This is a genomic window from Marinibaculum pumilum (assembly GCF_042646425.1).
Classification (GTDB): domain Bacteria; phylum Pseudomonadota; class Alphaproteobacteria; order Ferrovibrionales; family Ferrovibrionaceae; genus Marinibaculum; species Marinibaculum pumilum.
In genome coordinates this window covers 10,380-31,822 of record NZ_JBHRTR010000016.1, presented here as the reverse complement: position 1 = coordinate 31,822, position 21,443 = coordinate 10,380, and the positions used below count along the sequence as shown (strand labels likewise).

Below are 21,443 nucleotides of genomic sequence, written 5' to 3'. Positions count from 1 at the left end.
TCAGCTCCCGCTGCCGGACAGGGTGTCGGGCAGGCTTTCGGGCAGGTCGTCGGCCAGGCTGGCATCCAGCAGGCGGCGCGCCTCCGCGACCAGGGCGGCGGTATCGCCCTCCAGGGCGGCCTGCAGTGCCGGATCCTCCGCCTCTGCGCGCAGCTCCGCCGGCAGGCGGCGCGCCATCTCGCCCACCTCCGCGTCCAGCCGGGCGGCCAGGTCGGGGTCGGCGGCGGCCGCATCCAGCATCCGCTGCAGGTCGCCCAGGGCGTCCTGCCGGGCGGCCTGGGCTGCGGCATCGGGCGGCGGCGCCGTGGCCGGCTTCACCTTCTCCACCCAGGCGATGCCGTCGCCCAGGCCGGCGGCGGCGGCGCGCGCCTCCGCCAGCAGCCGCTCCGCCGCGCCGGCCAGGGCGGCATGCAGGGCGGTGGCGCCCTGCAGCTCGATGCGGATTGCCAGCAGGCGGTCGCCGTTGGTACCGGCATCGCGGCCGGCCGCCGCCTCGATCGCGTCGCGGATGCGCGCCTCCACCTCGGTCATGCGGTCGCAGCCGGCGGCATCGACCGGCAGCAAAGCCCAGCGCACGACGTCAACCTCCCAGCGGGTCAGGCCGGTCACCGCGCCGTCGGCGACCGTCACCAGGGTGGCGCCCTTCGGCCCCGTCTCACGCACATGGCGGCCCTGCAGGTTGCCGGGGAAGACCACGTGCGGCGCCTCGTGCAGCACCTCCGCCTGGTGGACATGGCCCAGCGCCCAATAGTCGTAGCCCTTCGCCACCAGCTCTGGCAGGGAGCAGGGGGCATAGTCGGCATGACCGCCGCGGCCGCCCAGGCCGGTGTGCAGCACGCCGATGTTGAAGGCGCCGGCCACCGGCTCCGGATAGCCGGGGACGAAATCCTCCGTCTCGTCGCGCTGCCGGAACGACCGGCCGTGCAGGACCGCGCCGATCTCGGGCAGTTCGGCGCTGGCCGCCGCCTTGGCCGGAAAGACGGTGACGTTGTCGGGCAGGGTCAGGCTGCGGGTGATGCGGTTCTGGGCGTCATGGTTGCCCAGCGCCAGGAAGACCGGGATGCGGGCCTGCGCCAGCCGGCCCATCTGGGCGACGAAGAACAGGCCGGTCTGGTAGTCGCGCCAGTCGCCGTCATAGAGGTCGCCGGCGATCACGACGAAATCCACCGCTTCCTCCACCGCGCGGCCGACCAGCGCGTCGAAGGCGGCGCGGGTGGCCGTGCGGATCCGGTCGGCCGCCGCGCCCTGCTGCCCGGCAAGGCCGCGCAGCGGGCTGTCCAGGTGGATGTCGGCAGTGTGCAGGAAGCGGAACGCCATCACGCCTCAGGCCGCTTCGCGCCCGGCAGCGGCGGCGGGCGCCGCCTGCGGCGCCAGGACCACCAGGAAGAAGCCGACCAGCATCAGCAGGCCGGCGACCCAGACCAGCGGCGAATGGCTGTCGGCAAAGATCAGGATCCCCCAGAAGGTGCCGAACACCAGGCCCACCACGTTCATCATCGAGAACAGAACCGCCCCGGTGCGGTTGATCAGGTAGAAGAAGAACGGCCAGACGATGGCGTTGATCGCCATCGCCGCCGGCAGCGCCCATTCCTGCGGGTCGCCGTTCTGGAACGGCAGATAGTATTGCCCGGTCGCCACGACCAGCACCGCCAGGCCGGCCACCCCGGCGAACAGCAGGCCGCTGGCCAGCGCGAAGTCGGGCGCCGCCGGCGGCCGGTACAGCTGGACATAGACGTTCAGCACCGCGAAGCAGAACGGCACCAGCAGGGCCAGCAGGAACCAGCCGGCCATGTCCGGCGTCGGCAGGGCGCCGGCCGGCACCACCATCACCAGCACGCCGATAACGGCCAGGACCAGGCCGGCGGCCGGCATCGGGTGGAAGCGGCTGGCCCGTGCGGCCAGCGAGACCAGGTAGGTGAAGGCGGGGGTCAGCACGATCAGCAGCGCCGCGATCCCGGTCGGCAGCTTGCCGGAGACGAAGGCCAGCAGCGCAAAGGGAAAGGCGAAGCCCAGCAGGCCGGAGATCAGGTTCGACTTCAGGTGCGGCCAGGCCAGGCGCGGCACCTGGCCCTTGGCCAGGGCGATGGCCAGCACGATCGCGCCGGCGCCCAGGGCATACCAGAAGACATAGGCGGTGGCCGGGATGCCGGCGCGGAAGGCCAGTACGTTGACCGGGAACAGGAAACTGAAATTGAGCCCTGCCAGCAGGATCAGCACCAGATTGCGGACCATGCGCGCGCCACCCTCCCCCTTTGCACAGCGCCGCTCGGCGGGCGGCGTTGTCCCGCGCCCGCCGCGGCGGCTAGGCTGTGCAGCATGACCGCCCGGCCGGCAGGAGGCCAGCCGGGAACCGCCCGCCACCTGGACCAGCCCGCACGCATGCCCGGAAATCCCCGCCACCGCCCGTTCACCGTGCGGCTCGACCCCGACATGATCGCCGACCTGAAGGGGCGACTCGAGCGCATCCGCTGGCCGGCGGAACCGGATGACGAGCCCGGCTGGCTGTACGGCGCCAACCTGGCCTACATGAAGCGCTTCGCCGCCCATTGGCGCGACGGCTATGACTGGGCGGCTGCGGAGGCGCGGCTGAACCGGCACCCGCAGTTCCTGGCGCAGATGGATGCCGGCGCGCATGGCGACCTGCAGATTCACTATGTCCTGCGCGAGGGGCGGGGGCCGGACCCGCTGCCGCTGGTGCTGACCCATGGCTGGCCGGGATCGGTGCTGGAATTCAGCGACATCGTCGATGCCCTGGCCGACCCGGCGGCGCATGGCGGCGACCCGGCCGATGCATTCACCGTGATCTGCCCGACCCTGCCGGGCTACGGCTTTTCCACCGGCCTGAAACGGCCGATCCACCCGCGCGAGATTGCCGCCCTCTGGGCGCGGCTGCTGCGCGACGAACTGGGGCTGGAGCGTGTCTTCGCCGCCGCCGGCGACTGGGGCTCGGTCGTCACCGCCTGGCTGGCCACCGACCATCCGGACCGGGTCGCGGCGATCCACCTGAACATGCTGGCCTTCCGGCCGCTGCTGGACGATGCGCTGCGCGCGACCCTCAGCGCGGAAGAGCTGGCCTGGTTCGCCCGGGTGGAGAAGCGGCTGGCCCGCCAGGGCGCCTACTGGCAGATCCAGGGCACAAAGCCGACCAGCATCGGCTATGCCCTCAGCGACAGCCCGATCGGGCTCGCCGGCTGGCTGGTGGAAAAGTTCCAGGGCGCACCCGGCGCGCCGGCTTCGGTCGAGCCGCCCTTCGCCATGGACGACCTGATCGACAATCTCCTCACCTACTGGATCACCAATTCGATCTCGACCGCGAACTGGACCTACTGGGCGGTCAACAATGCGGAGGCGCCGGGCGGCGGCATCGCGCTGCCCGCCGGCATGCGCTGCGAGGTGCCGACCGGCTTCTTCCTGCCGCCGAAGGACCTGTTTCCGCTGCCGCCGCAGAGCCTGGTGGAGCGGGTCTTCAACGTCACCCATCGCACCGACGCCGCCGATGGCGGGCATTTCGTGGCGATGGACAACGGGCCGGCCTTCGTCGCCGACCTGCGCAGCTTCTTCCGCCGCTATCGCTGACGCGGCTTCAAGCAAACGGGAGCGGACCAATGGGCTTCATGGACGGCAGGCATTGCATCGTGACCGGCGGCGCCGGCAGCCTGGGCCTTGCCGCGGCACGCCGGCTGCTTGGCGAGGGCGCGCAGGTGATGCTGGTCGACCGGGACGAGGCGGAGCTGAAGGAGGCCCGCGGCCGCCTGGGCGAATGGGCGCCGCGGATCGGGCTGCACGCGGCCGACGTGTCGGTGCCGGCGGCGGTGCAGGCCATGATTGCCGCAAGCGTGGACCGGTTCGGGCCGATCGACGCGATCTTCGCCAATGCCGGCATCAACGGGGCGATGGTGCCGATCACCGACTATCCGGAGGAGGTCTTCGACCAGGTGATGGCGGTCAACGTGCGCGGGCCGTTCCTGGCGATGAAGTACGGCTTCCCGGCGATGAAGGACGGCGGCAGCGTGATCGTCACCTCCAGCGTCGCCGGCCTGACCGCCGATCCGGGGATCAGCGCCTATGCCACCTCGAAACATGCGGTGATCGGCCTGGTCCGCACCGCGGCGAAGGAGATGGCGGCGCGGCGCATCCGGGTGAACGCGATCTGCCCCGGGCCGATCGACAACGACTTCCAGGGCGAGCTGGAGGAACGGCTGACCAAGGTTCTGGGGATGGACGCCACCGCCTTCCTGAACGAACGGATCCCGATGGGCCGCCACGGCAGCGCCGACGAGGTGGCGAAGGTGGTGCTGTTCCTGGCCTCCGACCAGTCCAGCTTTTCCACCGGCGGCGTCTTCACCGTCGATGGCGGCATGCACGTGTGAGGCGGGCGGTCGCGCCCGGTCAGTGCGGCGGGAGGACGGCGGTGTCGCACCAGTACTGTTCGGTGCGCTGCATGGTCTCCACCAGCCTGTCGAAAGAGGCTGGCTTGACCAGATAGGTCTGCCCGCCCTCTGCATAGACTTTGCGCACCTGCTCCGGCGCGTCGGCGGTGGAGAGAACCAGCACCGGGATCGATGCGATCCTGGGTTCCGCCCTGATCCTAGCGAGCGCCTCGAAGCCGTTCACCTTCGGCATGTTGAGGTCGAGGAAGATCAGGTCCGGCGCAGGCGCCGTGGCAGCTTCGGCATACCGACCCTGTTGCATCAGGTAGTCGATCAGTTCCTCTCCGTCCGCGACCTCGCGGATGTCGCATGCGACCCCTGCCTCCTGCAGGGCCTCGCGCACCATCTCGCGGTCGTCGGGATCGTCATCGGCGAGCAGGATGACGGGCCTGGTTCTTTTTGCTTTCACGACGTCGGTCTCGCTTTTCTGGCCGCTTCCGAACGCCCGGCTCGCTCTTGTGGCGGTCGCCTGGCACTCCGACGTCGGAGGGGCGTGCCGCTCACCGCTGGGTCGACATTCGCGTCGCTTGTGAAGGCCCGGTGTAATCCCGGAAGTCGCAAGAAATGGTTACCAGATGCTAAGAAATCGTCGTCCGCACATGGCTTCGCGGTGGAAGCTGCCGGATCCAACTCTCAGCCCGGCACCGGCGCGGCGAAGCTCTCGGCCGTGTAGCGGCTGACCTGCATGCTGTCCGACCAGTGGTCGGGCGCCATGCCGGCCTTGCGCTTCAGATGGGCGAGGAAGGTGTCGACATCCTGCAGGTCCTCCCAGACCTGGGGCAGGAAGGTCGCGCGCCTGTCGCCGTCGGCGATGATCAGGCCGTCGACCCCGGGGCGCAGCTTCGCCTTCAGGTCGGCCTCGTCCGCCACATGCAGCGGATGCGGCGGCGACAGGACGGAGATGCCGACGTTCAGGCCCGGCAGTTCCTGCGGGGTCAGCTTCGGGAAGCGCGGATCGGCGAAGGCAGCCGACCAGGCGTTCCAGGCGATGTCGGCGGCCAGCGGCCGGGTCGCGGCCAGCGAGCCGATGCAGCCGCGCAGCCGCCCCTCCTTCTTCAGGGTCACGAAGCAGGCGCGCAGGGTCTGCAGCGGCGGGGAGAAGGTCTCGATCCGCACCTCCGGCCGCTTGCCGCTGCGCAGGCCGGAGCGGATCGCGCGCACCGCCAGGTCGAGCATGGCGTGGCGCTGGCCGACCGCGAATTCCCGGGTGCCGCAGGGGCTGAACGCCCAGGCGCCGTAGCCGACCACCCGGCTGCGGTCGCCGGCGGTGTCGCCGGAATTGCACAGCCCGATCCGGGTGGCGCAGAGGCCGCGATGGCGCGCCATCAGCAGAAGGCCGTTCAGCGGATAGGCGCCGCAGGCGCCATGGCCGTCGATCTTGCCGAAATCCAGCGCCTCGATCCGGCTGGCGGTGGCGGAATCGCGGCCCCGCGCATCGTCATAGCCGTGATAATGGCTGAGGTCGGAGGAGATCACGATCGCGGTCTCCGGCCCGCCCCAGAGCCGTTCCAGCACCTGTGCCACGGCCAGCGGCTCGGTCGGCCCGACCACCAACGGCAGCACGGCGACATCGTCCAGAACCCGCTGCAGGAAGGGCAGGTGCACCTCCAGGCTGTGTTCCAGCGCATGGGCGGCATCCAGCTGGTGCACCTGCGGCATGTCGGCGATCGCGGCGGCAGCCTCGCGGTCCACCCGTACCGGCCCCAGCGGTGTCTGGAAGGCGGCGACCGTCGGCACCGCGATGCCCTGGAAGGCGACCCGGTGCGCCGGGCCCAGCAGGATCACCCGGCGGATCCGGTCGCGCGCCGGGCGCAGCCGGGCATAGGCCTGCGCCGCCAGCGCACCGGAATAGATATAGCCGGCATGCGGCGCGACGATCGCCTTCGGCGCCGGCAGGTCCAGGTCCGGCGCGGCGGCCAGCAGCTCGTCCACCTGCTTGCGCAGGGCGGCCGGCGCGGCCGGGTAGAAGGCGCCGGCCACCGCCGGTTCGCGGATCTCCTGCGCGCCAGGAAGGTGCGGTGCGGTTGCGCTCTGGGTCATGGCGGTCGGTCCGTGATGCAGCCGGGAATGGCGGTGCGATTCCCCTTTGCAAGTATACAGAAAGGTCGCGGGTCCATCAGTGTCCGTCGACCGGGCCCGCTGAATGAGCCCGTTGAACGGCGACAGATGGTCCACATATGTTCGCCATGCAAGAGCCATCGGAGAAAGGTCCCGTCATGGCGGCCCCCCCCCTGGTGCCGCCGCAGTTCCGCGAAGCCACCGTGCCCGGTCGCCACTGGCGCATGCTGGAGGATGGCAGGGTGCAGTGCGAGGTCTGCCCGCGGCTGTGCAAGCTGCACGAGGGCCAGCGCGGCCTCTGCTTCGTGCGGGCGCGGGAGAATGACGGCATCGTCCTGACGACCTACGGCCGGTCCTCCGGCTTCTGCGTCGACCCGATCGAGAAGAAGCCGCTGGCGCATTTCCTGCCCGGCACCCCGGTCCTGTCCTTCGGCACCGCGGGCTGCAACCTGACCTGCAAGTTCTGCCAGAACCACGACATGTCGAAGTCGCGGCAGATGGACACCCTGTCCGGCTCCGCCAGTCCGCTGATGCTGGCGGAGGCGGCGCAGCGCCTGGGCTGCCGTTCGGTCGCCTATACCTACAACGACCCGACGATCTTCCTGGAATATGCGGTCGACACCGCCATCGCCTGCCGCGAGAAGGGGATCCGCAACGTCGCCGTCTCCGCCGGCTATGTCTGCCCGGCGCCGCGGGCGGAATTCTACTCGGTGATGGACGCGGTCAATATCGACCTGAAGGCCTTCACCGAGGAATTCTACCACAAGCTCACCGGTTCCCGGCTGGAGACGGTGAAGGAGACCCTGCAATACCTGGTGCACGACACCGACGTCTGGGTGGAGATCACCAACCTGGTGATCCCCGGCCACAACGATTCCGAGGCGGAGCTGACCGCCATGGCGGAATGGATCATGGGCGCCCTGGGCCCCGACGTGCCGGTGCATTTCTCCGCCTTCCACCCGGACTTCAAGATGATGGACGTGCCGGCGACCCCGGTGGAGACCCTGCTGACCGCGCGGCGCATCGCCCATGAAGCGGGCATCCGCTACGCCTATATCGGCAATGTCCACCATGAGGAGGCGGACAGCACCTGGTGCCACCAGTGCGGGGCGAAGCTGATCGGCCGCGACTGGTACCGGCTGACCCATTGGGGCCTGGACGATACCGGGCATTGCCGCGCCTGCGGTACCGGCTGCGCCGGCCGTTTCGATGGCCCGCCGGGCAATTGGGGCCGGCGGCGCCTGCCGGTGACCCTCAGCGCGCCCGTTCCCGCGGGGTAACGGCCTGCAGGCTGAAATATCCGCCCACAGCGAAGCGCAGCGGGCCTGCGTGCAGTGCAATGCGGCAATGCAAAAATGCGAAAGAGTCGCGTTTTCGGCGTAACGCGTTGAAATTAATTAATTTTAATCTCGTCCGTTCGGCGGTGCCGCAAAATTTTTTGCATTGCACCCTTGGCAAAGGGCTTTTTCGGTGGCAGATTGTGCAGTGCGACACGGGCTTGCCTGGGTCGCTTGCCCTTCTTGGGCGTTTCCTCCCTAAACTTGGGCCGCGCTTGTCGCGGCCCATTTTTTTGTCCGCGGCCAACGGACCTTCATGGCGCTGCCGTGCCCGAATCTCGGGGCGCACGGCCCTTGCCGCCGGGGCGCGGAATTATTCCATCGGTCTCAGATCCGGGTCGCCGCCGACCGCGTATCTCCTGCGAGGCAGGGTCGCGGTCAACCGCGAGGCACGAACCGGGCGGCGTTCACCGATCCTTCATTCCGGCCTGCCAGTCTCTTCCGCGCCGCGACCGGAATGTCTCCGGGCTCACACAGGACATTGTTGAAAAATGGCAGACACGATGAAGTTCGTCGAATTCGGCAAGGCCGATATCGACAACGTCATGGCCAAGATGGATTCCGGCCAGCTGGACAAGCTGGCGTTCGGCGCCATCCAGCTCGATGGCGCCGGCAAGGTGCTGCAGTACAACGCCGCCGAGGGCGCGATCACCGGCCGCGACCCGAAGGCAGTCATCGGCAAGAACTTCTTCACCGATGTTGCACCCTGCACCAACTCGCCGAAGTTCAAGGGCGTGTTCGACCAGGGTGTCAAGAGCGGCGACCTGAATACGATGTTCGAGTACACCTTCGACTACAAGATGAAGCCGACGAAGGTGAAGGTGCATATGAAGAAGGCCCTGGTCGACAACACGTTTTGGGTCTTCGTGAAGCGCCTCTGATCCTGCAAGCCGTGACCGTTCGTTCCGATGCCGCCCCGCCACCATCCTGGTGGCGGGGCCCGGCGGCCCTGACGCGGGTGGTCGGCGACCTTGTCGCAGGCGAGTTCGCCCGCCTGCGGCCCGGGTCGGCGCCACAGCTGCCGCCGCATCCCTGGACGCCGGAGCTGGCGATCGGGGAAGACGGGCTCGGTGCGGATTCCCTCGACCTGCTGGGCCTTGCCTCCGCCCTGGCCGAACTGCTGGAGATGCGGCGAAGCGGCATCGAGGATTATCTCCTGATGCACCGCAGGTTTGGCGACTGGCAGCAGATCGCGGCGGCCGCACTGGAGCGTTTCGATTCCGTCGTCACCTTCCGAACCTCCGGCAGCACCGGGGCCGGGACGTCCTGCAGTCACGATCTGGCGGCACTTGAGGCGGAGGCCGCTTTCCTGGCGACCCTGCTGGGCGGCCGCCGGCGGTTGCTGACCGCGGTGCCCGCGCACCATATCTACGGCTTCATATTCACCGTCCTGCTGCCCCGCCATCTCGGCATCGAGGTGCCGGTCGTGGATCTGCGCGGCCGCTCGCCGGCGGCGCTGGGGGCGGTACTCCAGCCGGGCGACCTGGTGGTCGCGCACCCGGCCTGGTGGTCGGTCGTGCTCCAGGTGGCGCCGGGCCTGCCGGCCGGGGTTGCGGGGACGAGCTCCACCGCTCCCTGTCCGCCGGAGCTGGCGATCGGGCTGCAGGCGCTGGGGCTCGAACGCCTGGTTGAGGTGTTCGGCAGTTCGGAGACCTCCGGCCTGGGCTGGCGGGACGATCCGGACGACGGCTTCGCCCCCTTTCCCTGGTGGCGTTTCGAGGACGGCATCGCCGAGCGCGCGGGCGCGGCCGGCCCGTGCCGCCACGACCTCCCCGACCGGCTTGCCTGGCATGACGGCCGTTTCCTGCCGCAGGGACGCCGCGACCATGTCGTTCAGGTCGGCGGCATCAACGTCTCCCCGGCGCGGGTCCGCGAACGGCTGCTGGCCCATCCGGATATCGCCGACTGCGCGGTGCGGCTGATGCGCCCGGAGGAGGGGCAGCGGCTGAAGGCGTTCATCGTGCCGGCGACCGGTGCGGCCCCGGAGGTGGAACTGCGGCGCAGCCTGACGGCATGGATACAAGGCAATCTGCCGGTCGCGGAGCGCCCGCGTGCCCTGAGCTTCGGGCCTGTCCTGCCCACCGGCGCCACCGGCAAGGCGGCGGACTGGCCGGTTCACGCAGCCTAGATCGACCCCGTTCCTCATCACCGAGCGCCGCGAGCGGGACCGGCCGATGCCGGCCTGCCGGCTGCCGGATCGGTCGCCGCATTGACCGGCCGTTCGCCGCGGCTACAGTCGCCTCCCCCGGCAGCATGAGATCGCCGGCACCATGAGATCGGAATGACAAGGCGCATCGCCCGGTCGGGACAGGGCGCGGTGCCTTCAGGGGGAGGAGAAGTCGATGACGGACGCGCAGACGCGGCGCAGCTTCAAGCTGGTGGAATTCGGCGGGCCGCTGCAGGAGGTGACCGAGGCGCCGCCGCAGCCGGAGGGCAGCCAGGTCCTGCTGAAGGTGCGGGCCTGCGGCGTCTGCCACAGCGACATCCACATCGCCGACGGCTATTTCGACCTGGGCCATGGGCAGAAGATGGACCTGGGCCGCGGCATCAAGCTGCCGCGGGTGCTGGGCCACGAGGTCGTCGGCGAGGTGGTCGCCGCGGGGCCGGAGGCGGAAGGCGTCGCGCCCGGCGACCGGCGCATCGTCTTTCCCTGGGGCGGCTGCGGCCAGTGCCTGCTGTGCCGGCAGGGCAACGAGCATATCTGCGCCCGGCCGCGCAGCCACGGCACCACCCTGGACGGCGGCTTCAGCACCTACCTGCTGGCCGACCATCCGCGCTACCTGGTCGCCTACGACCCGCTGCCCGACGCCTTCGCGGCCACCCTGGCCTGTTCCGGGCTGACCGCCTTCGGCGCGATCCGCAAGGCGGCGCCGGTGGATGCGGACCATCCGCTGCTGATCATCGGCGCCGGCGGACTGGGCCTGGCAGCCGTCGGCCTGGCCCGCGCCGTCTATGGTGTCGGTCCGGTGGTGGCGGAGATCGACCCGGCAAAGCGCCAGGCGGCGCTGGACGCCGGCGCCTCGGAGGCCGTCGACCCGAACGAGGAGGGGATCCGCAAGCGCCTGCTGCAGGCGAAGGAGGGCTTTGCCTCCGCCATCGACTTCGTCGGCGCGCAGTCGACGGCGGAGCTGGGCATGGCGCTGCTGCGCAAGGGCGGCAAGCTGATCGTCGTCGGCCTGTTCGGCGGTGCCATCGAGGTGCCGGTGCCGACCCTGCCGCTGCGCGCGATCGCGCTGAACGGCTCCTATGTCGGTTCCCTGGAGGAATTGCGGGAGCTGGTCGATCTGGCGCGGGCCGGCCATATCCAGCCGGTGCCGCTGGAGACCCGGCCGCTGGACGCGGCGCAGGCCACGCTGGACGACCTGCGGGCCGGCCGCATCCGCGGCCGCGCCGTGCTGACGCCTTAGAGCACTACAAGAAATGGCGGAAACGATGCTGCGACACCAAGCCGTAATCCTAGGCCTTGAGCCTAGGATCCATTCCGCGAACTCCGCGGGATGTCATGGCTTGCGGAATGGGTTCTCGGGTCTAGCCCGAGAACGACAAGTGTCTACCTAGATTGGGAACGCTTTAGGCCGCTGTCGCTACTCGGCGGCGTTGGGCAGGATCTCGTTCTCGATGGCGCCGCCCAGGTCCAGCGCGCCGAGTTCGCGCACCAGGCGGTCCATCACGGCGCGCAGGCGGGCGAAGTCCGCCGTCCGCTCGAAGCGCAGCTCGTCCATGTAGAGGGCGCGGTTGATCTCCACCTGCAGGGCATGCACGCCTTGCGCGGGACGGCCGTAGTGCTGGGTGTTGAAGCCGCCGGCATAGGGCACGTTGCGGACCACCCGCAGGCCGGCGGCATCCAGGATCGTGGCGGCGGTGTCGATCACGGTCTCCGCACAGGCGGTGCCGTGGCGGTTGCCCAGCACCACGTCCGGGCGGTGGCGGCCGCGGTCGCGGTCGCCCCAGCCGCCGACCGACGGCATCGAATGGCAGTCCAGCAGGATCGCGTGGCCGAACCGGTCCAGAGTGCCGCTCAGCAGCGCCGACAGCGCTTCGTGATAGGGGCGCCAGCAGCTCTCGATCCGCTCCAGCGCCTCGGCGAAGGTCAGCTTTCGGCTGTGGATCTCGTGCCCGACGCTGACCACCCGCGCGATCGTGCCCAGCCCGCCGGCCACCCGCGGGCTGCGGGTGTTCACATAATCGGGCAGGGCGTCGGCAAACATCGTCGGGTCCAGCTCATAGGCTTCCCGGTTCGGGTCGCAATAGGCCCTGGGGAACAGCGCCTGCAGCAGCGGCGCGCCGGCCACCGGCGCATCGCCGAACAGCTCCTCCACGAAACTGTCCTCCGACCGCCGCAGGGTGTCGCGGTCCAGCCGCGACAGGGCGACGAACTCCGCCGGATAGTCGCGGCCGCTATGCGGGCTGGAGACGACGACCGGCAGCACCGGCGCGACGCCGGGATCGACCCGGATCGCCCGGCCCGGGTCCGCGAACGGCGCGTCGGGCGGCGTGTCGGGCGGGGGCCGCCGTTTCGTCATCGGGAACCGGCACCCGGACGGGCCGGGCGGTCGCGCAGGGCGGGGTGGATCATGCTGGAACTCATGCAGGCGATATAGAAGCGGCAGCGGGCAACATCCACTCTTGCATTGCACGCCGCGGGGCGATAGTAGATCCAGCCTTGCCGGCGGGCGCAACCATGCCCCGCCGCTTCTCGCGAGGGACCCGGAAAAGGGTCCCGTCCGGACGGGCGGTTAGCTCAGCGGGAGAGCGTCGCGTTGACATCGCGAAGGTCACTGGTTCAATCCCAGTACCGCCCACCACCTTTCGCTCGCGGAGCGTGCGAAGGATGCCGCGCCGCAGCCCGTAGGGCGAAGGCGGGCGCAGCTTCCGCGAGCTTCGTCTCGGCAAGCCAACCGGAACCGGCCAGAGAAACAAACTCTGGGGGCGGACCCGGCAGGCTCCAACTCCTTTCCCCCCGCGATCCATCCCCCCCACAATCTGTTCCCTGGGCATCGACCGCACCCTTTTCCGCGTGACGCAACAGCCGCCTTATTCCTGTTTGTCGGCCGAGCGCAGCGGTGTACCGTCCTGTCCCGGCTGCAGCGCGAGGGGCAGCGGCCGGGCCTGATCCGGCCCCGGCATGGCCGCAATGCAGCCAATATTCTCCTGCAGGGATAGACCCGAACGCGCCGCCACCCCTGGGGCCTGCGGCGATCGCAGAGGATGGTGCGATGGATGGTCTGAAACTGACGCTTCGGCCGCGTGGCGGGGTCGCCGGGGGCGAGATGGTCTTCGCCGGCGACAAGCTGCACTCGATGACCTTCGTAGAGGGCCTGTCCGGGCAGCCGATCCGGATCGACGGCGCCTTCCAGGAGGCTGAGGATTTCGTCGACCAGGCGCGGATGGACATGACCGACCCGCAGCCCGGGCCGCTGCGCGACCTGGCCTGGCCGCACGGCCTGCCCTTCGTGCTGGACACGCCGCAGCCCTATTACATCTGGGCGCAGGTCGGCATGGAGGCCTACAAGTTCCCGCTGCTGATGGGGAACGAGACGACGGGCGGGCTGACCGACGCGCCGGCGACCCTGCAGATGGGTGGCCGCCTGGTGCATGGCATCGTGCTGTTCGCCGCCTACAAGGACGAATGCGTCGGCGACCGCCGCACCCTGGAGGTGCTGATCGGCCCCTGGATCGCGCTGTTCGGCTATTCCCGGCGGCGCCGGGTCTGGAAGGGCACCGCCGCGGACATCCTGGAGACCATGGTGCAGGAATATGGCAATGCCTATGGCGGCGCGCCCACCACCCACTGCAACCTGAAGGACCTGAGCCGGCGCGACTTCAGCGTTCAGATGGACGAATCCGACCTGGTTTTCCTGATGCGGGTGCTGGAACGCGACAACATCTTCCTGAACTTCCGGCACGATTCCCAGGGCACGCATATCACGCTGTGCCAGGACAATGACGACGCCAAACTGGACGTGCTGGACGGCCGGCCGATGCGGCTGTCCTACAACCGCGACGACATCGTGGAGCTGATGGACGATGTCGTCACCGATGTCGGCATGCGCTCCCGCCTGGTGCCCAACCAGTACATGATGCGCGACTACAACCCCCAGAACGCGGCCGCCCGGCTGGTGGCGCAGTATCCGGCGGACAAGGGCGTGCACCAGGTCTACGACTATCCTGGCGGCTTCCAGAAGCTGACCAGCGGCGTCGACACCATGGCGAAGCGGCGGATGAACGCCTTCGCCCACCAGAAATGGTTCCTGCGGGTGGAGAGCATCTGCCCCGACATGATGCCGGGCGCGGTGCTCAGCCTGCCGCTGGAAGGGGCGGAGCGCCTGCCCGGGATCGGGCCGGGCGACCGCTTCATGGTCTGCCTGGTACGGCACGAACTGCGCCGCCGCCGTCCCGACGGCGCCGGCATCTTCCGCAATGTGTTCGAGGCGCTGCGCACCGACGTGCCCTTCAGCCCGTCGCCACTGCCGGACCGGCCGCCGCTGCAGGTGCCGCAGATCGCCAATGTCGTCGCCGAGCCGGAGAGCGAGCTGGTCGACATCGACAAGGATGTCCATGCCCTGATCGTCTTCAAGTGGGACGACCAGGCGAAGCCGTCGCCGGTGCGGGCGCGCATCGGCCAGCCCTGGGCGGGCGCGCGCTGGGGCACCATGAACTGGCCGCGCAACGGCGACGAGGTGCTGGTGGAGTTCATCGACGGCGATCCCGACCGGCCCTGCATCATCTGTTCGCTGTACAACAGCCGGGCGAAGCCCGCCTATCCGCCGCCGGCACAGACCCACAACATGCTGCCGCAGCCGGTGCAGAACCGCCTGATGACCGGGCTCACCGATCGTGGCGGCAACGGCATGCTGATGTACGACAAGCGGGACGAGGAACTGCTGCTGGTCAGCGCGAAGGAGCGCCGCGGCGACTTCACCGGCGGCGATTTCGAGGACATCACCTTCGGCGACCGGTCGCTGCGGGTCGGCGGCGACCTGGACCTCAAGGTGATGGGCAATTTCAACATCACCGTCGGCGGCACCGTCACCATCGAGATGTTCGACGGCGCCTTCGTGCGTGCCAACAAGGGCGTGCATACGACGATCAAGGACGGTACCGTCGACAAGCCGAGCCTGCTGGATATGCCCGACGGGCAGGGGAACGGCGCCGCCCCGGCCGGACAGGGCGATGGCGGCCAGGACGATGGCGGCCACGACCAGGGTGATAGGGGCTAGGTCACCAGGGATCAGGTCACCAGGGATCGGAGACGAAGATGGTATTCGCCTGCAATTCGCTGCCCGGCCAGCACACGGCCTTTCCCGATACCTGCAACACCGTCGTCGGGCCGGCCACGGTGCCCTTGCCCTACCCGAATCTGGGGACCGCGACCCTGGCTGTGCCGCCTTCGCCGAACGTGGTGATCGCGGTGGCGCCGGCGCATACCATCGCCAGTTCCGAACCGGTGACCAACGGCGACCAGCCCGGCGTGTCCGGCGGCGGGGCGGTGGCGGGCGGCGGCGTCTCGCTGCCCAGCCGGTCGGTGATGGGCTGCGTCGGGATCAACGTGAACTTCCTGCCGGCGCGCAACAGCCTGAAGCCGACGATGCAGAACAACATCAACGCGCCCGGCGTCACCGGCGCGGTGCCCTGCCAGCCCTTCGTGCTGTTCCTGCGCTGACAACGCAGATCGTTGAAACAGAAGCGGCCGCCCTCGTGAATGGGGCGGCCGTTGTCGTTCCGGCATCGGGCGCGCGTCAGGTCTTGTTGCGGTTGAGCGCCACCCCGTTGCTGTTGGCGACGGCATTGACGCTGGACGCGCTGCTGTCGTTGTCGGAGCCGCTGGCCTTCATCAGGCCGACGGCGACCAGAAGGTCGGTCTTGTTGATCGACTTCTTGTAGGCGGTGGTCTTGTTGTCCATCGCGCCTGTCTCCCACTCCTTGCCCTCGGTCTTCTCGGCGACCAGCACCGGATGGACCGTGATCCCCAGGGTCGGGTTCAGGTTCAGCTTGAACGACATGTTCTGCTGCAGCGCCAGCAGCGCCGCGGCCGCCGCGATCAGGGCCGCATAGGAGCTGATCTCCACGGCGGTATCGCCGGTCTTGGTGTCGCTCTTGAGCGACGTCACGGCGGTCACCCCGGCGATCGTGCCGGTCAGGGCGGCGATCACTGCGGCAATCTTCTTGCCATCGGCCCCCAGCAGCGCGGGATTCCAGGCGATCTGCACGACCCCGGGCACGGCCTCCGCGCTGGCGGCGACCTTCAGGCCGAAATTCGCGCCCACCTCCAGCTCCGCCGCCAGCGGCGTCCAGGTGAAGCTGCTTTCCTTCGATTCCTCGGCCTTGAACGAGAAGGGACCGGCGCTGGCGGCGAACTTGCCCTTTTCGTCCGTGACCTTGGTCGGGAAGCGGAATCCTGTCTTCTTGTCGAACTTGAAGACGCCGTTATGCGCCATCTTGGTCTTGTCGGACACCCTGAACCAGGGCGAGCCGCTACCGAGTGCCTTGACCATTTCCGGACCTTTCCGCCTGCCGGGGCCTGGATCGGCTTGTTGTCTGGTCCGAACGGACGCAGGCCGCTCTAGCCTTCCGCCCCGCCGCCATTGACCGTCACTTCGACATTGTTCTCGTTCTGGTCGCCGTTGCTGTCCGTGTCGACGACGGTCGTCGAGATTTCCGAGACATCTTCCTTGTCCTCCTTGGCGTCCTGCTCCGCCTTCACGCCGCGGGCGGCCAGCCGCTCCTTCGCCTTGTGGTAGAGGGCGGCGGGGTTGAGCTCGATGGAGCTGGACAGGTCCATCTTCACCGTCTTGCGGGCGCCCTTGATGGCGATGTCCAGCTTGGCCGGGCCCTGCAGGCCGGCGGAGGCCGGCCCCCAGGAGATGGAGTTCTTGTGATTGATGGAGGTAACCGCCTTGAAGCCGTAAACCGACATGGTGTGGCTGGTGCCGATCGAGGCGCCGAAACTGATCTTCGGACCCTCGAAGGTGAAGAACTCCACTTCGCCGGGATCCTCCTCCGGCTTGTCGGCGGCGGCCAGCGCGCTGCTGGTGTTGACCTGGACCATGTGCGGTTCTCCCGGCGTGGTGCTCAGACGGTGTTGCCGGTGGAGACCCGGCCGCCCAGCTGATTGCGGTTGCCCGAGGTCACGTTGCGCATCGCGCGGGCGCGGGTTCGGTTGCCGCGGGTGGCCGTGCGGGCTGCCGCGGCGATCACCTTGGCGCCGATCGCGTTGACGGTGGAGGCGACATTGTCGTGCTCCACCAGCGCCGTCTTCAGGGTGATCGGGTTGCCGTCGATCTTCACCTTCTCGCTGCCGGCGGCGGAATACTCGACCGAACCGATGGTCAGGGCCCAGACCTCCGCAGAGATCGCCGGCCCGATCTTGGTCGAATAATCGCCCGACAGGGTGACAGAGAACTGGAAGCCCGCCTCCACCGAGGTCTCGGCCGACATCTTGGCGCTGCCCTTCAGCAGGTTCAGGCTGAGCTTGATGTAGTTGTAGCCAAGCGAGGCCTCCTCGTAGCCCAGCAGGCCGTTGCTCTCTTTCTCCGCCATGCCCCGTTCCTCCCGCCGTCCTGCCGGCCGTTGCCCGGGATGACCCCGCGAAAGCCCTGTTTCGGCCATATTGCCCGGTACTATGATGCACCGTGTCGTCGCCGGACGGTCATCATAGTCCGCCAGGATTGGGGTGGAATTTTGACCATCGGCCCGGCGGCGGATTGAAAAGGTGCGGGGCAGGGGAGCGTTGCGGGGATGCTGATCCGGAAGCCGACAAAGCAGGCGATATCCTATCGCTTCTTCGCGCACCGCAAGCGGCCCTATATCTGCGTCTGCTCGCTGTTCTTCTTTCCCTTCGACAGCCCCCGCGACCTGGAGACCGAGCAGGAGATGTGGCCCTTTGCCGCCGGCAAGCTGGGCCAGCTTCCGCTGGAGGAATCGCTGCCGAAGGGGGCGGCGGAGGTCCTCGCGATCGGCGATTGCCACGCGCCGGAAGGCACCACCCTCCGCGAGGCGGAGGTCGGCATCCGCCTCGGCGCCGTGGAGAAGCGGCTGAAGGTCACCGGCCGCCGGATCTGGCGCCACAAATGGGACAATCTGTATCAGGCCAGCGCGCCGGAGCCGTTCACTTCGGTGCCCCTGTCCTGGCAGTCCGCGTTCGGCGGCAATGGCTTTGCCGCCAACCCGCTGGGCCGCGGCTTCGTGGCGGAGGCGCTGTCGGCGGAGAATGTGCGGCTGCCGCAGGTGGAGTATCCGGGCCAGCCGGTCACCGATCCCGACAGCCGGCCGAAGCCGGCGAGCTTCGCGCCGATCGCCGCCGACTGGCCGCAGCGCACCGCGCGCTACGGCGATTACGGCGCGGCCTATCTGCAGGGCGGGCATTTCCCCGGCCTGGCGGCGGACACCGACTTCAAGGCCTTCAACCGCGCCTCCGCCGACCAGTGGCAGAAGGACTGGTTCGCCGGCGACGAGCGCTACGCGGTCCTGGGCATGCATCCCGGGCGGCCGAGGATCGAGGGACGCCTGCCGGAGATCCGTGCCCGCTGCTTCCTGGACATTGCCGACGGCAAGGGCGGCCTGCGCCTGGCGGAAGTGCCGCAGAACCTGGACACGGTCTGGCTGTTCCCCGGCGACCTGCGGGGCATCCTGGTCTATCGCGGCGCGAAGGAGCTGGCGACCCCGCTGGGAGACGAGATCGCGCACATGCTGTTCGCCTATGAGCGCATGGGCACGGCGCCGCGACCGCTGGAGCATTACGCGGCGGAACTGCGGCGCCGGGTGGACCCGAAGGCGAGCGCGGCGATCCTGACCTACGACACCGGCCTGAAGCCGGAGGACGAGGGCGACCCCCCGCCGGACCCGCGGCTGGTGGTGCGGATGAAGGACTTCGCGAAGGATCCGGCGCCGGCCCTCGCGGCCCTGCTGGCCGCGCAGGACGGCATCCTGGCGGAGATGCCGGAGGCGGTGCAGGCCGGCATCCGCGCCGCCCAGGACGAGATGGCGGCGAAGGTCGCCCTGCCGCCCGAAGTGGCGGCCCTGCAGGACATGGTGCTGGACTTCAACCGGCCGGAAAGCCTGGACGGTACTGCGCTCACCCAGAAGATTGAGGCGGCGTCGGAGGCGCTGAAGCAGCAGGCGCAGGGCCTGGTCGCCGAACATGTGCCGGCGCATGACGCGATGCGGTCGCAGCTGCGCGACCGCGCCGCGCTGCACGGCTTCGACTACGATGCCTTCGAGAAGAAGCAGCTGGAGGACGCGCAGCGCCCTCTGGCGGAGATCTGGGCGGACGGCAAGGAGAAGTACTTCGCCGCCAACAAGCGCTTCGAGGAGCATGACGAGGAGCTGCGCAAGCTGTTCGCGGAGCTGCGCGAGGAGGCCGACAAGGTCGATGCCCAGATGGCGTCGATGGATGCCGATATCCGGGCCGCCGATCGTGCGGTCGGCCATATGCTGCCGCTGCCCGCCGCCCCGTCGATGGAGAAGGCGGCCTTCGCCCGCGCTGCCCTGGACGAGGCCCTGACCCGTGGCGAGAAGCCGCCCGCCAGCCTGGTCGGCGTGGACCTGGCCGGCATGGACTTCTCCGGCCGCGACCTGGAGGAGATGGATTTCCGCGGCGCGAACCTGCGCGGTGCGGATTTCCGCAAGGCGAAGCTGGCGCGGGCGAGCTTCGCGCAGGCCGATATCGCGGGCGCCGACTTCACCGGTGCCGACCTGACGGAGGCGAACCTGGCAAAGACAAGTGCGACCGGGACCCGCTTCACCGGCGCCGACCTGACCAAAGCCAATTGCGGCGCGATGAACGGCGCCCGGGCGGCCTTCGACACCGCACGGCTGAACGGAACCGGCTTCGGCCAGGCGCTGCTGCCGGGTGCCAGCTTCACCGGCGCGGTCCTGCAGGACCTGGTGTTCGAGGAGGGCGACCTGAGCAGCGCCGGCTTCGTCGAGGCGGCGCTGACGAAGGTGATCTTCTCCGGCACGCCGCTGCCGGGGGCGGATTTCAGCCGCGCGACCCTGGCGACCGTCCTTGTGCAGAACGGCAGCACCGAGGGCGCGCGCTTCGACGGCGCCGTACTGGACCAGTTCGGCGTGCAGGGGGAACCGGCGACCCTGCGCAAGGCCAGCTTCGTCGGCGCGCGGATCGCCACCTGCTCGCTGCGGCTGGCGGACCTGACCGGCGCCGACTTCACCGGTGCCGTGGCCGATGGCGTCGACTTCTCAGAGACCCGGATCCGCGCCACCCGCTTCGAGGAGGCGGTGGCGCGCGGCGCCATCTTCACCAAGGCGGAGATCGTGCAGTCCAGCTTCGCGCGCGGCAATTTCAGCAATGCCATCTGGCTGGAGGCCCGCATCGACAGGACCGATTTCGCCGGTGCGGTGCTGTACGGCGGCAACTTCCTGAACGCGGCGATGACCGACAACGGCTTCAAGGGCACGAACACCGCGCGCTCGACCCTCACCGGGATGGGACGGTCATGACCGAGCGCAGCGACAGCGCGGCGGCCGGCGCGGCCGCCCGCCCCTTCGACTTCCTGAACCCGCCGCAGCTTTTCGGCCGGGCGGAGATCGAGAGCCAGCTCGCCGTCGCGCCGATGTTCTCGGAGGTGGCGATCCGCGATACGGCGCTGGCTGGCATCGCAATGCAGACCGGTGTCTTCAGCGAGGTGGTGCTGGAGCGGGTCGACTTCGCCGGCGCGGAGCTGACGGCGGTGGCGTTCAGCAAGTGCCGCTTCGCCGGCTGCCGGTTCTCCGGTGCGCAGCTGCTGAGCATTGCCTTCAACGAATGCGAGTTCGCCGATTGCGACTTCCAGGGCGTGCTGCTGGATGTCTTCACCATCGTCGATTGCCGCTTCGCCGGCTGCGACTTCCGCGGCACCCGCTTCCGGACCGACGCCGTGACCGGCTCCGCCTTCGCCGGCTGCCGCTTCGACGGCGCCGACCAATGGTGCACCGTCTGGCAGGACTGCGACCTGCAGGACCAGTCCTGGGCCGGCGCCAGCCTGTACTGCACGATCCTGTCGAAGGGCAACATCGCCGGGCTCGACCTGAGCCGCGCGCAGCTGGAGCGCTGCATCGTCCAGGAGGCCGATATCCGGCCGCTGAAGCTGTCGGCCACCGGCATGAAGACCGTCGCCTTCCAGAAATGCACCCTGGACGACATGGACTTCGCCGGCTGGAAGCTGGAGCAGCTGCAGTTCCTGGACTGCAGCATGAAGCGCATCGACCTGTCGGGCGCCAGCATGGCCCATTGCGGCTTCGCCGGCGCCGACCTGGAGGGCGGCAATCTGGGCAAGGCGATAGCCGAGGGCTGCAACTTTGCCGGCGCCAAGATGTCGGGGGCGAACCTGGACGGCATCGTTGCGCCGACGGCTTCCTTCGCGAAGGCCGACCTGGCGGGCGCCCAGGTGAAGGGGGCCAGGCTGCAGACCGCCTTCATGGAAGGCGTCCAGGCGCGCGGCGCCAGCTTCGCGAAGGCCGACTTCCGCCATGCGCTGATGGCCAATGCCGACCTGACCGACACCGACCTGCGGGACGCGGATTTCGGCTGGGCCGATCATCACCGGATCAAGACCGAAGGCGCGCGTACGGACGGCAGCGCCACGAAGGGCGTGCGCGGCACCGACAAGGACCGGCTGCA

18 protein-coding genes and 1 tRNA gene are annotated in these 21,443 nt (G+C 69.1%); 11 read left to right on the top strand and 8 right to left on the bottom strand.

Annotation, left to right across the window (positions count from 1 at the left end; genetic code table 11):
- Positions 1–1,317: a metallophosphoesterase family protein gene (locus ACFOGJ_RS06215; protein WP_379898949.1), complete on the bottom strand. Its 1,317-nt coding sequence runs from the start codon at positions 1,315–1,317 to the stop codon at positions 1–3.
- A 6-nt stretch (positions 1,318–1,323) separates the two neighbouring features.
- Positions 1,324–2,232 (bottom strand): DMT family transporter, encoded by a 909-nt coding sequence (locus ACFOGJ_RS06210; protein WP_379898948.1) that lies wholly within the window; start codon positions 2,230–2,232, stop codon positions 1,324–1,326.
- A 147-nt stretch (positions 2,233–2,379) separates the two neighbouring features.
- On the opposite strand from ACFOGJ_RS06210, the gene ACFOGJ_RS06205 reads away from it, so the two are divergent.
- The gene (locus ACFOGJ_RS06205) at positions 2,380–3,576 is read left to right on the top strand and encodes an epoxide hydrolase family protein (protein ID WP_379898946.1); all 1,197 of its coding nucleotides are present in this window, start codon (positions 2,380–2,382) and stop codon (positions 3,574–3,576) included.
- Between the two features lie 29 nt (positions 3,577–3,605).
- Complete coding sequence (locus tag ACFOGJ_RS06200) at positions 3,606–4,370, top strand: SDR family NAD(P)-dependent oxidoreductase (protein ID WP_379898945.1); 765 nt, start codon at positions 3,606–3,608, stop codon at positions 4,368–4,370.
- 19 nt (positions 4,371–4,389) lie between these two features.
- Here the strand turns inward: ACFOGJ_RS06200 and ACFOGJ_RS06195 are convergent, their stop codons facing one another.
- Positions 4,390–4,839 carry a response regulator gene (locus ACFOGJ_RS06195; protein ID WP_379898944.1) on the bottom strand — a complete coding sequence of 150 codons (450 nt, stop codon included), beginning with the start codon at positions 4,837–4,839 and terminating at the stop codon, positions 4,390–4,392.
- Between the two features lie 224 nt (positions 4,840–5,063).
- Complete coding sequence (gene amrB, locus ACFOGJ_RS06190; protein WP_379898943.1) at positions 5,064–6,470, bottom strand: AmmeMemoRadiSam system protein B; 1,407 nt, start codon at positions 6,468–6,470, stop codon at positions 5,064–5,066.
- A gap of 176 nt (positions 6,471–6,646) precedes the next feature.
- Here amrB and amrS point away from each other — a divergent pair, with 176 nt between their 5' ends.
- From amrS to ACFOGJ_RS06170, 4 genes are all read left to right on the top strand, one after another.
- A complete protein-coding gene (amrS, locus tag ACFOGJ_RS06185) occupies positions 6,647–7,768 on the top strand; it encodes an AmmeMemoRadiSam system radical SAM enzyme (protein WP_379898942.1) in 1,122 nt (373 codons plus the stop codon).
- Between the two features lie 548 nt (positions 7,769–8,316).
- A complete protein-coding gene (pyp, locus tag ACFOGJ_RS06180; RefSeq protein WP_379898941.1) occupies positions 8,317–8,706 on the top strand; it encodes a photoactive yellow protein in 390 nt (129 codons plus the stop codon).
- Between the two features lie 11 nt (positions 8,707–8,717).
- Complete coding sequence (locus tag ACFOGJ_RS06175; RefSeq protein WP_379898940.1) at positions 8,718–9,953, top strand: AMP-binding enzyme; 1,236 nt, start codon at positions 8,718–8,720, stop codon at positions 9,951–9,953.
- Between the two features lie 214 nt (positions 9,954–10,167).
- Positions 10,168–11,232 carry an alcohol dehydrogenase gene (locus ACFOGJ_RS06170; RefSeq protein WP_379898939.1) on the top strand — a complete coding sequence of 355 codons (1,065 nt, stop codon included), beginning with the start codon at positions 10,168–10,170 and terminating at the stop codon, positions 11,230–11,232.
- A 177-nt stretch (positions 11,233–11,409) separates the two neighbouring features.
- Here the strand turns inward: ACFOGJ_RS06170 and ACFOGJ_RS06165 are convergent, their stop codons facing one another.
- Positions 11,410–12,348, bottom strand: coding sequence for an N-formylglutamate amidohydrolase (locus tag ACFOGJ_RS06165; RefSeq protein ID WP_379898937.1), 939 nt, complete (start codon positions 12,346–12,348; stop codon positions 11,410–11,412).
- Between the two features lie 207 nt (positions 12,349–12,555).
- Here ACFOGJ_RS06165 and ACFOGJ_RS06160 point away from each other — a divergent pair.
- The 3 genes from ACFOGJ_RS06160 (at position 12,556) to ACFOGJ_RS06150 (ending at position 15,488) form a co-directional block, all read left to right on the top strand.
- Positions 12,556–12,630, top strand: a tRNA-Val gene (locus tag ACFOGJ_RS06160).
- Between the two features lie 411 nt (positions 12,631–13,041).
- Entirely contained in the window at positions 13,042–15,045 is a 2,004-nt protein-coding gene (locus ACFOGJ_RS06155) for a type VI secretion system Vgr family protein (protein WP_379898936.1), read from the top strand.
- A 38-nt stretch (positions 15,046–15,083) separates the two neighbouring features.
- Positions 15,084–15,488, top strand: coding sequence for a PAAR-like domain-containing protein (locus tag ACFOGJ_RS06150; protein WP_379898935.1), 405 nt, complete (start codon positions 15,084–15,086; stop codon positions 15,486–15,488).
- Between the two features lie 76 nt (positions 15,489–15,564).
- Here the strand turns inward: ACFOGJ_RS06150 and ACFOGJ_RS06145 are convergent, their stop codons facing one another.
- From ACFOGJ_RS06145 to ACFOGJ_RS06135, 3 genes are all read right to left on the bottom strand, one after another.
- Entirely contained in the window at positions 15,565–16,320 is a 756-nt protein-coding gene (locus ACFOGJ_RS06145; RefSeq protein WP_379898934.1) for a hypothetical protein, read from the bottom strand.
- A gap of 68 nt (positions 16,321–16,388) precedes the next feature.
- Entirely contained in the window at positions 16,389–16,874 is a 486-nt protein-coding gene (locus tag ACFOGJ_RS06140) for a hypothetical protein (RefSeq protein WP_379898933.1), read from the bottom strand.
- A gap of 23 nt (positions 16,875–16,897) precedes the next feature.
- Positions 16,898–17,365: a hypothetical protein gene (locus tag ACFOGJ_RS06135; RefSeq protein WP_379898932.1), complete on the bottom strand. Its 468-nt coding sequence runs from the start codon at positions 17,363–17,365 to the stop codon at positions 16,898–16,900.
- Positions 17,366–17,563: 198 nt separating this feature from the next.
- On the opposite strand from ACFOGJ_RS06135, the gene ACFOGJ_RS06130 reads away from it, so the two are divergent.
- Together ACFOGJ_RS06130 and ACFOGJ_RS06125 are read left to right on the top strand one after the other, a co-directional pair.
- Complete coding sequence (locus tag ACFOGJ_RS06130) at positions 17,564–20,284, top strand: DUF2169 family type VI secretion system accessory protein (protein ID WP_379898931.1); 2,721 nt, start codon at positions 17,564–17,566, stop codon at positions 20,282–20,284.
- Positions 20,281–21,443 (top strand): pentapeptide repeat-containing protein (locus ACFOGJ_RS06125; protein ID WP_379898930.1); only part of this gene is annotated, 1,163 nt, incomplete at its 3' end. The genes ACFOGJ_RS06130 and ACFOGJ_RS06125, both read left to right, overlap by 4 nt.

What these genes read in the sequence shown, in the direction of transcription:
- ACFOGJ_RS06145 (WP_379898934.1), bottom strand. Translation starts at nt 16,320, where the DNA reads ATGGTCAAGGCACTCGGTAGCGGCTCGCCCTGGTTCAGGGTGTCCGAC.
- ACFOGJ_RS06205 (WP_379898946.1), top strand. Translation starts at nt 2,380, where the DNA reads ATGCCCGGAAATCCCCGCCACCGCCCGTTCACCGTGCGGCTCGACCCC.
- ACFOGJ_RS06140 (WP_379898933.1), bottom strand. Translation starts at nt 16,874, where the DNA reads ATGGTCCAGGTCAACACCAGCAGCGCGCTGGCCGCCGCCGACAAGCCG.
- amrS (WP_379898942.1), top strand. Translation starts at nt 6,647, where the DNA reads ATGGCGGCCCCCCCCCTGGTGCCGCCGCAGTTCCGCGAAGCCACCGTG.
- amrB (WP_379898943.1), bottom strand. Translation starts at nt 6,470, where the DNA reads ATGACCCAGAGCGCAACCGCACCGCACCTTCCTGGCGCGCAGGAGATC.
- ACFOGJ_RS06165 (WP_379898937.1), bottom strand. Translation starts at nt 12,348, where the DNA reads ATGACGAAACGGCGGCCCCCGCCCGACACGCCGCCCGACGCGCCGTTC.
- ACFOGJ_RS06200 (WP_379898945.1), top strand. Translation starts at nt 3,606, where the DNA reads ATGGGCTTCATGGACGGCAGGCATTGCATCGTGACCGGCGGCGCCGGC.
- ACFOGJ_RS06155 (WP_379898936.1), top strand. Translation starts at nt 13,042, where the DNA reads ATGGATGGTCTGAAACTGACGCTTCGGCCGCGTGGCGGGGTCGCCGGG.
- ACFOGJ_RS06210 (WP_379898948.1), bottom strand. Translation starts at nt 2,232, where the DNA reads ATGGTCCGCAATCTGGTGCTGATCCTGCTGGCAGGGCTCAATTTCAGT.
- ACFOGJ_RS06215 (WP_379898949.1), bottom strand. Translation starts at nt 1,317, where the DNA reads ATGGCGTTCCGCTTCCTGCACACTGCCGACATCCACCTGGACAGCCCG.
- pyp (WP_379898941.1), top strand. Translation starts at nt 8,317, where the DNA reads ATGGCAGACACGATGAAGTTCGTCGAATTCGGCAAGGCCGATATCGAC.
- ACFOGJ_RS06135 (WP_379898932.1), bottom strand. Translation starts at nt 17,365, where the DNA reads ATGGCGGAGAAAGAGAGCAACGGCCTGCTGGGCTACGAGGAGGCCTCG.
- ACFOGJ_RS06130 (WP_379898931.1), top strand. Translation starts at nt 17,564, where the DNA reads ATGCTGATCCGGAAGCCGACAAAGCAGGCGATATCCTATCGCTTCTTC.
- ACFOGJ_RS06150 (WP_379898935.1), top strand. Translation starts at nt 15,084, where the DNA reads ATGGTATTCGCCTGCAATTCGCTGCCCGGCCAGCACACGGCCTTTCCC.
- ACFOGJ_RS06170 (WP_379898939.1), top strand. Translation starts at nt 10,168, where the DNA reads ATGACGGACGCGCAGACGCGGCGCAGCTTCAAGCTGGTGGAATTCGGC.